Annotated in this window: 10 protein-coding genes; 4 read left to right on the top strand and 6 right to left on the bottom strand. The window is 62.5% G+C overall.

The window, feature by feature from the left end; translation table 11 throughout:
- The first annotated feature begins 17 nt into the window (after nt 1-17).
- The 3 genes from AC1DYS_RS07150 (at nt 18) to AC1DYS_RS07140 (ending at nt 3,335) form a co-directional block, all read left to right on the top strand.
- Nucleotides 18-1,265: an MFS transporter gene (locus tag AC1DYS_RS07150; protein WP_477897510.1), complete on the top strand. Its 1,248-nt coding sequence runs from the start codon at nt 18-20 to the stop codon at nt 1,263-1,265.
- A gap of 2 nt (nt 1,266-1,267) precedes the next feature.
- The gene (locus tag AC1DYS_RS07145; protein WP_477899580.1) at nt 1,268-2,098 is read left to right on the top strand and encodes an urease accessory protein UreD; all 831 of its coding nucleotides are present in this window, start codon (nt 1,268-1,270) and stop codon (nt 2,096-2,098) included.
- Between the two features lie 91 nt (nt 2,099-2,189).
- Nucleotides 2,190-3,335, top strand: coding sequence for a DUF6607 family protein (locus AC1DYS_RS07140; RefSeq protein ID WP_477897508.1), 1,146 nt, complete (start codon nt 2,190-2,192; stop codon nt 3,333-3,335).
- Nucleotides 3,336-3,396: 61 nt separating this feature from the next.
- Here the strand turns inward: AC1DYS_RS07140 and AC1DYS_RS07135 are convergent, their stop codons facing one another.
- From AC1DYS_RS07135 to AC1DYS_RS07115, 5 genes are all read right to left on the bottom strand, one after another.
- Entirely contained in the window at nt 3,397-5,394 is a 1,998-nt protein-coding gene (locus AC1DYS_RS07135; RefSeq protein WP_477897506.1) for a phospholipase effector Tle1 domain-containing protein, read from the bottom strand.
- Complete coding sequence (locus AC1DYS_RS07130) at nt 5,391-6,029, bottom strand: DUF3304 domain-containing protein (protein WP_477897504.1); 639 nt, start codon at nt 6,027-6,029, stop codon at nt 5,391-5,393. Before AC1DYS_RS07130 ends, AC1DYS_RS07135 begins: the two co-directional genes overlap by 4 nt.
- Before the next feature lie 39 nt (nt 6,030-6,068).
- The gene (locus tag AC1DYS_RS07125; RefSeq protein WP_477897502.1) at nt 6,069-6,998 is read right to left on the bottom strand and encodes a DUF4123 domain-containing protein; all 930 of its coding nucleotides are present in this window, start codon (nt 6,996-6,998) and stop codon (nt 6,069-6,071) included.
- On the bottom strand, nt 6,950-9,973 hold the full coding sequence (locus tag AC1DYS_RS07120; protein ID WP_477897500.1) for a type VI secretion system Vgr family protein: 3,024 nt from the start codon (nt 9,971-9,973) through the stop codon (nt 6,950-6,952). The genes AC1DYS_RS07125 and AC1DYS_RS07120 overlap by 49 nt, the downstream gene beginning before the upstream one ends.
- 130 nt (nt 9,974-10,103) lie before the next feature.
- Nucleotides 10,104-10,778 (bottom strand): glutathione S-transferase family protein, encoded by a 675-nt coding sequence (locus AC1DYS_RS07115; RefSeq protein WP_477897498.1) that lies wholly within the window; start codon nt 10,776-10,778, stop codon nt 10,104-10,106.
- A gap of 258 nt (nt 10,779-11,036) precedes the next feature.
- Between AC1DYS_RS07115 and AC1DYS_RS07110 the strand changes: the two genes are divergently transcribed.
- Entirely contained in the window at nt 11,037-11,807 is a 771-nt protein-coding gene (locus tag AC1DYS_RS07110) for a DUF4397 domain-containing protein (protein ID WP_477897496.1), read from the top strand.
- Nucleotides 11,808-11,867: 60 nt separating this feature from the next.
- On the opposite strand, the gene urtE is transcribed toward AC1DYS_RS07110, so the two are convergent.
- Nucleotides 11,868-12,560 carry an urea ABC transporter ATP-binding subunit UrtE gene (gene urtE / locus AC1DYS_RS07105; protein WP_477897494.1) on the bottom strand — a complete coding sequence of 231 codons (693 nt, stop codon included), beginning with the start codon at nt 12,558-12,560 and terminating at the stop codon, nt 11,868-11,870.
- Nucleotides 12,561-12,563: the final 3 nt, after the last annotated feature.

Below are 12,563 nucleotides of genomic sequence, written 5' to 3'. Positions count from 1 at the left end.
ATATCGTCGCCCCCGACGTGACTACACCGCCCCGAGAACCCGCCGCCGCAACGCTGTGGAAGAACCACGACTACATGCTGCTGTGGAGCGGCCAGGTCGTGTCCACGCTTGGGTCCAGCGCCGCAGCCATCATCTACCCGCTGCTGATCCTGGCGATCACCGAATCCCCCGGCGCTGCTGGCTTGGCGTCAGCGCTGCGCGCTCTGCCCTATCTGCTGTTCAGCCTGCCGGTCGGTGCGCTGATCGACCGCTGGGACCGCAAGCGCGTGATGATCGTGAGCGACGTACTCCGTGCCGTGGTGGTGCTCACCATTCCGCTGGCGCTGTGGTTCGATTCCTTGACGCTCTGGCACATCTACGCTGTCGCATTCGCCGAGGGCAGCCTCTATGTGTTCTTCAACATCGCCGAGGTGGCCGCGCTGTCGCGCGTGGTGCCGACGCCTGACCTGCCGCGGGCCGCGGCGCAGAACGAAGCCGCCTTCGGCGCCGCGCAGATCGCCGGCCCGTCGCTCGGCACACTGATGTTCCAGACTCTGGGGCGCGCTGCACCTTTTGTTGCCGACGCGTTCTCGTACCTCGTGTCGGCGGCTTGCTTGTGGAAGATCAAGACCGACTTTCGCAACCCGCCCGCCACTGCCACGCGTCGGCTGAAGGCCGAGATCGCAGAAGGCCTGGGCTGGCTCTGGCACCAGCCGCTGATCCGCTACATGGCCTTGCTGACGGGTGCGATGAACTTCGTCTACGCTGCCACGCCGCTGTTGCTGATCGTGCTGGCCAAGCAGATGGGTGCGAGCGACCTCGACATCGGCCTCGTTTTCAGCATCGGTGGCATCAGCGGCATCGCGGGCTCGCTGATCGGCGGGCGCATTCAGCGGCGCTTCAGCTTCGGGCAAGTCATCGTTGCGGTAGTGTGGACACAGGCCTTGTTGTTCCCGCTGTACCTGGTGGTGCCGAAGTTCTATCTGCTCGGCGCCGTCTTTGCGCTGGTCTACACGCTGGCGCCGGTCTACAACGTCGTGCAGTTCAGCTACCGGCTGGCGCTGATCCCGGACGCCTTGCAAGGTCGCGTCAACAGCAGCTTTCGGCTGCTGGCCTTTGGCTTCAACCCGCTGGGCGCGGCATTGTGCGGTTTGCTGCTGGAGCACATCGGCAGCACGCCGACCGCGCTGTTGTTTGCGGCCTGGTATGTGGGGATGGCCGTTGTCACGCAGCTCAACCCGCATGTGCGCAACGCGCCATCGCTAGCCATAACGAAGAGAACATGACCATGGGTTGGCACGGACACCTCAAGCTCACCTACCGGAACAAGGCACAACGCAGCGTCGTGCACGACGAGCACAACGGCCCGCTGCGCATTCTTCAGAGCCTGTACCCGGAAGGCGACGCCATCTGCCACAACGTGCTCGTGCACCCGCCCGGCGGCGTGGTGGGCGGCGACGTGCTGCAGATCAGCGCACACGTCGGCACCGGCAGCCATGCGTTGATCACCACACCGGGTGCCACCCGCTTCTACCGCAGCACCGGCGCGTTGGCGCAGCAGATGCTCACCGCCCAAGTGGACGACGGCGCGCGGCTCGAGTGGCTGCCGCTCGAGACCATCCTCTATCGCAACACGCTGGCCGAGAACCGCATGCGCTTCGAGCTCGCACCCGGCGCAGAGATGATCGGCTGGGATGTGCTGGCACTCGGCCTGCCGGCCAGCAACGAGCGCTTCAATGCAGGCCGCTACACGCAACAGATCGAGCTGCCCGGCGTGTGGCTTGAGCGCGGCACGGTCGATGGCAGCGACAGCCGCCTGCTCGACTCACCGCTGGGCTGGGCGGGCCGCAGCGTGCTGGCGACCATGTGGTTCGCCGCTGGGCAAGCGATTGCCACGCCGCGGCGAGATGCCCTGCTGGATGCCGCGCGAGAAGCCATGGATGCGGCCCCTTTGCGAGCCACTGCAGGTTGCACCGCGCCGCATGCCGAGGTGGTGGTGCTGCGTGCACTGGCGCACCGCGTGGAGCCGGCGATGCATCTGCTGACCGAAGTCTGGCGGCGGTGGAGAGCGCTGGCCTGGTCACTGCCCGCGACGCCGCCACGTGTGTGGCGGACCTGATCAAGACCGCACCCTTCACCCGGTCAAACAGCCGCTGCTATCGGCAGCGTTCGTACACTGGGTTGTTGATCTGACAGGCCCTTACCGTCGCATGAAGGCTTTCAAAACGTGGATCGTTTACGCGCTGGCTGTCGCGTGGTTCGGCACCTACTTCGGTGCCCGTGCAGCCGAACCCGTGCCTAAGGCTCCGCCGGAGCCACCTCGCTACACGTTCTCATGGCCGCTCGATGGCAGCGCGCTCAAGCCACGCGGTGGTTCGACTCGCGGCGCACCGGTGACGCTGGACCACGAACCATCTGCGGCCTGGAAGGCGCTCCAGGCACCGGGGCTCACACCGCAGGAACGCGATCGTCGGGCCATCCTCGCGATGGCAGGCACCTACCGCGTCACCTTCGATTTTCTCGAGGTCGCCACCTATGCCGCGACCGGCAAACCGCTCGGGCCCTATCAATCCTGGGGGACGGAAAAGGTCTACGTCGACAAAGACGAAGCTGGCTTCGTCAGCCTCGTCCACATCCTCGAGATGCGGTTGCTCGACAAGAACGGCAAGATCAGCGATCCCTTCGTCACCAAGCACTGGCGCCAGGACTGGCGCTACGAGCCCGATGCGATCGTCGAATACAAAGGTGGTGATCGCTGGGAACGGCGGCCGGTAGCCGATGCGGAGCGGCAAGGCGCTTGGATGCAGACCGTCTACCAAGTGGACGAGTCGCCGCGCTACGCGAGCATCGGCGGCTGGCAACACTCAGCCAGTTTCTCCACTTGGCTCAGCGCAGACACCTGGCGACCGCTGCCTCGACGCGAATGGAGCGTGCGTGACGACTACCAGGTGCTCCTCGGTACCAACCGCCACACCATCGGCCCGACCGGCTGGACGCAAGAGGAGAACAACCTCAAGACGGTACTCACAGCGCAACGCGGCATCGACGGCAGCCGCCCCTACGTGGCACGCGAGTACGGCATGGCGCGTTATGAGCGCCTGCGTGATGCCGACTTTGCGGCAGCGGATCGCTACTACGAACGCACGCGCACGTTCTGGGACCAAGTGAGAGATGCGTGGTCAGCAGCGTTCGAACAGCAAGGCACGATCACGCTGCGAGGGCCGGTCGACAAGCTTGGCATGTTCATGCCGTTGTTTGAACGGGCGGATCAGATCGAAGAAAAGGGCACAGCAAACGGTGACAACAATGCCAAGCTGATTCGTGACGTGCTCGTCGGCATGGGAGTTGACCGCTGAGGTGCCACTGGTTCGCCCGGAACTGCATCTCAACCGCGAAGTCCTGGGTACATTGGATGGATTAGCCCGTCATCACAGACTCTTGTGCGTCCTCCACCTTCGCATAACGGTACTTCAGGTCCCCACCCAGGTATATCACCCGAGGGTCTGACGGTCGAGTGTTGTCGGTAGCAAAGCCTGCAAGGGAGTCATGCACATACCGACTGAAGAACTGGTACACATCGGACTCACGGCTCAAAGGGCGCTTGCCCTTGACGACTTCTTCGTACGCATCAAGCAGCGCTCGATAGTGAGGACGCATCCGCCGCTCGGGATACTTGTTATGCTGGAAGTGGAGCCACTCGGCATCTTGCAGCAACCAAGCATCGTAGTCATCAAGGTTCTCAATCAACTCGCTGTCATTGGCAGCACCATCAACCTTGGCCTGCGCGGCGCGCCATTGATCATGGGCTCTTGTCTCCTGCCTGCTGAGTTGATCCACCTGTCCTTTCCACAAGGGCACCTGATTCGTATAACCGGAACTGGATCGGGCAGCTTCAAGTGCTTGCTCAGCGCTCTCACGCTGCGCCTGTAAGGCGGTATAGGCCCGCCTTTTCTCTACTGCATCTGTTTCGAGCACCGCCCGCGTTTGCGCAAACTCTTTTTCATTGTTTGAAATCGTCTGCTGCTCTGGGGTCAAAACACGCTTCCTCAGAGCCCTGGGGGTCCGTCTTTCCGCATTGGCGGGGTTGGATCGTTCAATCGCTACCGTGATACGGTATTTCCAGTACTCGCGCATGTGAGACAACACAACTGCGCCTAGAGGCTGCCCGCCGGTCACGACGGTGCCCATGTATTTCTTCCACAGTACTAGCAGGTCCGCGTAGGCCTTGGCGCCAGCTTCGTCGAGCGCAAAATCCTTTTGATTGTCGAGTGAGGCCTGCGATAGCTGGGTCAAACTGGGCAGAGGAACTCCAGCCTTGACAGCTGCATCAAGCATCACTCGCAGCGGCACCCTCGACAGCATGGAGTTGCGTCCGCCTTCGCCTTGGCGATACCCGCCACCGACATCTGAGTGCACACCAGGAAAAACCATCTCCGAAACGCCCAAGGGATAGCTCATGCCATGCAATGCGCTGTCCAAGGGAAAGGAGTTGCGAATTTCGTGGCCAGCTACCAAATGAGTGCACTGGCTTACTACGTCAGCTACTTTCAACCCATCGGCCCAATCTGCATGACCATCTGCCATGCCTGGCGACGGATCGGCCCCCGGCTCGCCGAACGCGAGCCCCGTCAGGTTGTCTTCACCCACCCCTCCCGCACCACGCCAAGTGTTCTCGTTTCGTCGGGCGGCGGCAATGTTGTTCGCCGCAAGAGGGAGGCCGACAGATGCCACGGAGTCGAAAATTCCCAGGAAGTAGACCTCAATGGGATAGCCGCCCTTTAAGACGATGCCAGAACTTCCCATCGCACCCGCGCGCACTTTGTGATGGCCGCGTGTGCCGATACAAGACTTCTGAAGCTCTCTGCAAAAGGCGCGTGCGGAAGCCGCACCTCGTGAGAAACCGAATACGGCAAGTCGAACTTCGATGATCTGGCTCTTGTTGTCGGCAGCTCGCTTTTCCGCCGTGTTCAAGATGTTTGCGAGTTCCTTGAACGCCCAGTCGAGGCGTTCTTGTCCATAGGCTCCCGCACCGCGGCCTGTCGCGGTTCCGCCGGGATCTCCTATGTCTTTGAAGTAAGTGCCAAGACCGGGCACATAGCGCGCAAAAATTTGCTGGCTGGAGTCGTCACGCGGGTGGGCTCTGAACAAGCGGGCAACATTACTATGCTCATCAGTGTGCGTGTCTGCATCCAGATTGTTGCCGGTTCCATCAAAGAAGATCGACATCGTGATCCGCTGCTGGCAGCCAGGCGCCGCCTTCCCTGCGGAGCAAGCAACCGCAGCAGCAGCTGATTCAGGCTTCGGGCTTGCAGGTGCTGCTGGACGTTCTGTTGCTTGGGTGCGCAGATCAGCGATGTCTGCCCCGCTCTGTTTGTCGCCCCCAGACTGTTCCAGTGGCTGAATTGTCTTGCTCATGGACCGCACCTTGAGAACTTTGTGTCGTTGTTCACATTGCCGGAAGCTTTGCGCTGAAGCGCACTGAACCGATCCAGACGGACACGGACGTCCGTATCGAACTCGGAAATCGCCACCTGGATAGTTCCGTCTTGATAGAAATGAACATCGAATGCGTAGGGCTCCTTCGGCACCGGACCGTTCAGCAGCACCTCCTGTTTGCAGTACGGGACATCACCGTCTCGCTTCCAGGAGATCTCCACCGTAGTCGGCAAGTCGATTCCTCCAGGGATGGGCGCACAGCAAGTACCCTTGCCGCCGCCCGTATGCTGATCCGACACTTCCACGTTCCCACCGCCTGCACCGTCGACTGCAAAGTCGCCGATGTAGAAATCGGTGTAATTGAAGCCCCGGATCGTGAGCCCCTTCAACCCTTTGGGAGTCGAATGCGGTCCGGTGTACAGCTTGACGCCGTTGAAAGTCGGCCACTCGGGAGGGGTTTGGAGCTTGCCGCTGGCAGCTTTCGGCGCCGCCAGCCCGTTTGCAGAACTGTCGCAGGCCATGAGCACAGACGCTGCACAGCCTATCGCGACCGAGATCCGGATCAGCGGCTCCAGCACTCTCTCGGAGCAGCGGCGTGTTGGCAGAAATCTCATGCGATGGTGGTCCTGTCGTTTCAGATTGGTTCTTGAAAGCTATACAAGCTGCGCATCAACGAACGCCAACGCATCCGAGAATTTCATGTCACCTCTCTTCACCAATGCCAACTGAGAACTCCAAGGTTCATCCTTGTCAAAGCCCGCACCTTGGAGCAGAGCCAAGCTGCAGTAGGCGGCGAGATCGGGCGTGGAACTCAGCGCCCAACCCTCGGCCGCGTTGATAAGGCGGCTGATGGTCGGATGGCGCTCCGGAAAGGGCATGTCAAGCAGGGGCACGATCTTGTTGCGCATGAGCACGTCAATGACTGCGTCCACTTCACCAGCCTGGATCAAGGCATTCTGCTGAACGATCGACAAGACCAAGGGAGCCGATACGGCGCTTTCAGTCTGTTCATCGACCAAGTGAGCCTGAATTAGCACACCGCGTCGATCGGCATAGTGCCAGCGCTGCGAACACGAAAAGAACATCGCTGACTGTTTGGGGGTCATCACCTCTATCAGAGACGTCAGAACGCGAGTATCGAAGTACCTGAGCAAGACCTCGTAGTCGTCTGGCAGCAGAGCTTCGCAACGAACGGTCAGTTCGTCGGCCAGGGCGTGCAACGCCAAGTCACTGGCGATCACATGAAGGGCGCTGCCATAACACCCGTCGTCGGACAGACGCCGAAGCGCCCGCATCTTTCCTTCGTCCGAAGTGGCGCCTTGCAATGCGGCGACGAATGGCGTGGCGCTGTCACGCCAAGCATCCGCTCCTTGCCCGAGCAAAGGCTGCTTCTTAAAGGATGACAGCGCTTCGATGGACCTCATATTGCTGGCGAACGCAGATTGATTGACCAGCAGATACAACCTGTCACCCTGCTCATCAAGCAATAGCTTCTGCAGCCCAAGCCACAACGGGGAGTGTGATGTGCTCATCCTCAGCGCGGCACGAATGCCGCTCCCGCCGCTTGCGCCTTGAGCAGGCATGCAATGCACACTCGTTTCGGCAAGCCGGGCAATGCATAACTTTCGCTCGCGCCTCCGATGAAGCTCTTCTGCGCCGCCTTGACGGTGATCTTGCCTGGGCACAGCGAAGTAATCCCATCAGCGCTGATCACGATCTGCGCTCCACCCGATGTCGCCAACGTGATCTTCTTCGCCGCCGCCCAGTCAATGTGCGCGTTCGCGCTTTGCACATTGATCAAGCCCTTGGCTGCGACCTGCGCCTGACCGGCCTGGGCCTGCATTTGCACCGGCCCTTGGCCCGCGATCATCGTGAGCCCCTTGCCTTTCGCGCCCTCGCCCGCTTGCACTGCGCCTGCGAGGATGCCGATGCTCTGACCTGTGTTCACCCGGAATTGGTTGCCGCCTGCGATGTGCAGGTCTTGCCCGGCTTGCCAGCTGATGCCTTCGCCGCTGGCGAACTGGATGTCTTGCCCTGCCACGGTCGCGAGGCCCGCCTTGGCAGAGATCGCCACGATGGGGTCGGTGGTGTGCGGCAGTTTGCCGTTGCCGGCCTGGGTGCTCTTGTTGTTCGCGTCGCTGATCGCGTTGTCGAGCGCGCTTTGGCTCACGGTGCCGCTGGCCGCTTGGTACAGCGCTTTCATCGGCGCGGCCTTGTCGCTGAGGGCGCTGGTGCCGGTTTTCGTCGTGCCGATGGCACTGGCAAGCGCCGTGGTCTGATGCGTCTTGGCGGCTTGACTGAAGCTGTCGGCCAGGGTCATCGCCTGCTTGAGCAAGGCCATGCCGGGGGCGTTGTCGCCTGCGGGATCACTGAGGCCGGTGCCGTAGCTGCTGATGAGCAGGCCCTGCGTGGCACGGATGGCGCCGTAGGCATCGGTGCGCAGCTCGAAGCCCTGGCCGCGGAAGCTGCCACGGTGGTTGTCGGCCTGGTGGATCAGGTAACCCATGTTGAGTTGGCTGGCGTGCTGCGTGCTGGCCAGCTGCACACGCAGCTGGCCGGGCGTGTCATCGAAGACCAGCTGGTTGAAACCTTCGCCACCGAACTCCTTGCTTTTGACGCCGCTCATTGCAGCGGCGTTGTTCTGTGCCTTCGCATCGGTCGTGGCCGCTCCTGCGGCGCCACCGTGCCAGGCAGGTGCGTGGCCACCGGCACCGGAGCCCATCAGATTGCCTTGTGCGCTCGGGCGGTGGTCGCTGCTCTCGCTGTAGGCGCTGGTGTCGCTCTCGGCTGCAGCGCCGCCGGGTGTGGCTGGCAAGCCGGCTTCGCCCCGGCCGTTGTAGAGCGCACCGGTGACGATGGGCCGCTCGATGTCGCCTTCGATGAACTGCAGCAGCACTTCCTGCCCGATGCGCGGGATGAACTGGTGGCCCATGCCCGCGCCGGCCCAGCGCTGCACCACGCGAACCCAGCAAGTAGTGCGGTTGTCGTCTCGCGCATCGGCGTGCGGAGCGCTTTGCCAATGGAATTGCACCTTGATGCGGCCCATGGCATCGGTGTACAGCTCATCCGCACCGCTGGCCGTGACGTTGCCGCCAGGCCCGACGACGATGGCTGATTGCAGTCCAAGCGCGGTGGGTTGATTCACTGGCATGGGCCGCCACGGAATCGCGCGGCGAATGGCCTGGAAGCGGCAGGCATACCCGAGTTCGGCAGCCTGGATCGCCAGCTCCGGATCGTCGTTCAGCGCAGACAGCAGAGTCGATTCACGCTCCGCACCATTCAAGTCAGCAAATGCATCTTCCTGATGAGCGGTGTGGGCCAGTTGGTGGCTCAGTTCCTTGGGCAGGTTGTTGATGCCGAGGCTGTGCACGGTGTGCACACTGAATTCGCGATCGGCAGCGGCCTGGCCCAACTCGCCCAGCGCGTCTAGCGTGCTTTGCGCCAGCGCAAACCATTGGCCTGCACGCAGGCTGCGCACCGTGCCGCGGGCGACCCAGGTCTTGTTGCGCGCTTCGAAGGCCTCTTGGTGGCACGTGGCGCGGTGCTGCACTTGGCCGCTGGTGCATTCGCCGGTGTCTGCACTCGCGCCATGCAACTCGTAATGCTGTAGCCACGAGGCCATGTCTTGGATGTTCTTGCTGCCGAAATAAAAGGCGGTGGGGGCTTCGCTTGCCACGGCACGCTTGCCTTGGTAGTCCCACTGCAGGACGGCGGTGCTGGCAGGGTTGAGTTGACGCAAGCCACCGAAGCTCTGAATCGCATCTTGCTGCTCGACCGCAGCGCCTCGATGGAAGCGGATACCGGCACCGCCGAGCTTGGCCTTCGAGGTGATGTTCTGCGGCCAGCGCGTGCTGTCGGCAAAGAAGACCAGCTGATGTCCGCTCGGCGCCTTGTCGGACTCTTCAACACGCCAGCCCAGGCCTTCCTGGGCCAGCAGGCGTTGCACGAAGACGAGATCGGTCTCGCGGTATTGCACGCAATACGAGCGCACGCCTGCGTTGGGACCCCGCGCCAAAAAGGCCTGCAGGTCCTCGGTGCTGCCGTCTTCTGCCACCTCGCCCCATTGCCAGGCGGCATGGCTGCGGTATGAGTCGGCACCCAGCACGTCGTCGATGATCTGGGTGATGCTCTTGTCCTGCCATACGCGGCTGTGGCTGCCATGCGCCAGCATGGCCACCCAGGGTTGGACGGTGAGCTGGTAGCGAACCATGCCGCCGTCGGCAGGGCCTTGCGCGGCGTGAAAGACTAGACCGCTCCGTTTGCTGCGGCTTCCGTCGGACAGTGTGGTGTTCAACGTCAAGCGCTGACCCAGCAAGGCCTGCGGCCGGATGTATGCGTTGAGGCTGAGCGTACTTAAGCTCAGCTGAAAGGGCTCGCTGATGGCGTCGACGGCACTGAAGCGTTCGACCATCAACTCGCTGATCGAGCCCTCACCTTCCAGCGTGAAAAGGCGCTGAGCACTGGTCCAGCCGGCGAGCAGCGAAGCGAGCTGCGCTTGCGCCGCGCTGGTCAAGCTGCTGACAGCGCCTTGGGCCGCGTCGCTGAGTCGGTCGAGCATTTTTCTTGTTCCTGGGCTTGATTGCCTGGGAATTTTGTCAGCCGACCCTCTGTCGGTGCGGGGTCGTACGAACTGTTACCGGCCTTCCGCCCCAATGGCGGGGGTTCCCCCTCCAATGGGGGTGGCGTGATCAGTCGTTGGCGAAGCTGTACGGACCACCGCGTTCCAGCGCGCGGGCGTACGCCGGCCGCGCATGGATCTTTTTCAGGAATGCCATCAGTCGCGGGCGAGACGCATCGAGGCCAGCCCGCTGTGCAGCCGCCTCCAGAGGAAAGCTCATCTGGATGTCGGCGGCAGTGAATTCGCTGCCGGCAAACCACTCGCTCTTGCCCAACTCGGCTTCCATGAAATCGAGCTGGCGCTTCAGGTTGGGGTCGACGAGCGTGTTCAACACGCGACCCGAAATGCCGCGGGCGATGGGCTTTGCAAAGAACGGCATCTTGGCCTGCATGATCGTCATGAACACCAGCTTGAGCAGCAGCGGTGGCATGGCCGAACCCTCGGCAAAGTGCAGCCAGTAGCGGTAGCGCAGGCGCTCTGGCGAGCCCGCCACAGGCACCAGCCGGCCGTTGCCATGGCGCTCGATCAGGTACTCGATGATGGCGCCCGATTCCGCCACGGTCACGTCGCCTTCGGTGATCACGGGCGACTTGCCCAAGGGATGCACCTGCCGCAGCGATTCGGGCGCCAGCATGGTCGCCGGGTCACGCTGGTAGTGCTTGATCTCGTAGTCGAGACCCAGCTCTTCGAGCAGCCACAGCACGCGTTGCGAGCGCGAGTTATTCAGGTGATGGACAGTGATCATGGAAGTACGTGCACAAGCAAAGAAGCCGGCATTGTGGCCCGCACTGGCAAGCGACCTGCCCCACAAGCCAATCTGCTGCACTGCCGCACCAAGTTGAGGCTTTGTCCGACAGGCAACTCAGGCATCGCCCACCTGACAAGCCCAAGGCGTCTGACACGGCTTTTGGGCGAGCACACATAAATTTGCACGCACTTGCAGACGTCATCCCGATGCCGTTTTTGGCGAGGCATCCCAACAAACCTACTGAGGCCGCTCATCATGAAATCCATCTACAAGCTCCTGCTCGCTGCCGCACCCGTCTTGCTCGTTGCCGCTTGCGGCGGAGGAGACGACAGCCTCGACGACCGCCTGAACATTGCCGACCCAAAGGTCCGCTTCGTCCACGCGGCCACCGCAAGCCCGGCTCTCACGCTCTACCGCAATGACGTGGCACAAGCGGACGCCACCAGCGTGTCTTACAAGGGCGCCTCCCAGTACTACGACGTGTCTACCGGCACAGCCACATGGCGCGTCGCCACCTCCACCGGGAACGTGACAGTGGGCACCATACCGTTCGACGCCGGTCGCGGCGGGAAGTACACGCTGGTCGCCGTACCTGACGCCAACATCACCGGCGCCGAAGTGCTGTTCATCTCCGACCCGTACGACAAGGAACTGACCGCCAACAACGCCCGCGTGCGGGTGCTGCACGCGTCCGCCAACGCGGGCACTGTCGACGTCTACCTGACCCAGGCGGGCGTCGACATCAACACCGTGCAGCCCAACTTCGCCGGTGTCCCCTACAAGACCGCCAACCCGGCCTCGGGCGCCAACTCCGTCGACTTCACCGTCGGCTCGGGTGCCTACAACCTGACCATCACGGCTACCGGCTCGAAGACGCCGCTCTTCCTGGCGCCGGTCACTGTCACCAACAACGCTGACTGGCTGTTGACGGTGCTGCCCGCCTCCATCACAGCGAACGATGTGAAGGTGCTCGCAGTGAAGGCGAACGACGCTGCTGCGACCCAGGAAATCAGCAACACGCTCTAAAGCTGAGACAACGCTCTGGTGGTAAACGGCTCGCTTCGGCGGGCCGTTCTGCCTTGTGGTCTAGATCGACATGCGCGCACGCACGCCTTCGGATTCCATGTTGTCGCCAAGGCCGCGTTGCACGATCTCGCCGCGCTCCATCACCAGGTACTGGTCGGCCAGCTCTTCCGCGAAATCGTAGAACTGCTCGACCAGCACGATGGCCATGGTGCCGCGATCGGCCAGCATGCGGATCACACGGCCGATGTCCTTGATGATGCTGGGCTGGATGCCTTCGGTCGGCTCGTCGAGGATCAACAGCTTCGGCCCCGCGGCCAGTGCGCGGGCAATCGCCAGCTGCTGCTGCTGGCCACCCGAGAGGTCACCGCCGCGGCGGTTGATCATCTGTTTCAACACAGGGAAGAGGTCGAACAACTCTGCCGGGATCGGCGTGCTGCCGCTCTTGTAGGCCAGGCCCATGCGCAGGTTCTCTTCCACCGTCAGGCGGCCGAAGATCTCGCGGCCCTGCGGCACATAGCCCACGCCTTTGCGCACACGCTCGTAGGGCGTGTCGTTGGTGATCGGCGAGCCATCGAGGTGGATGCTGCCAGTCTTCACCGGGACCACGCCCATCAGGCTCTTGAGCAGCGTGGTCTTGCCCACGCCGTTGCGGCCGAGCACCACCGTCACCTCGCCGAGCTTGGCCTCGAACGACAGGTTGCGCAGGATGTGCGAGCCGCCGTAGTACTGGTTGACGCCTTCTACTTTCAACATGCT

The sequence above is a fragment of the Rhizobacter sp. P2_G4 genome (genome assembly GCF_056403575.1).
Note: the sequence above shows the minus strand (reverse complement) of the source record. Positions and strands in the feature narration are given on the sequence as shown.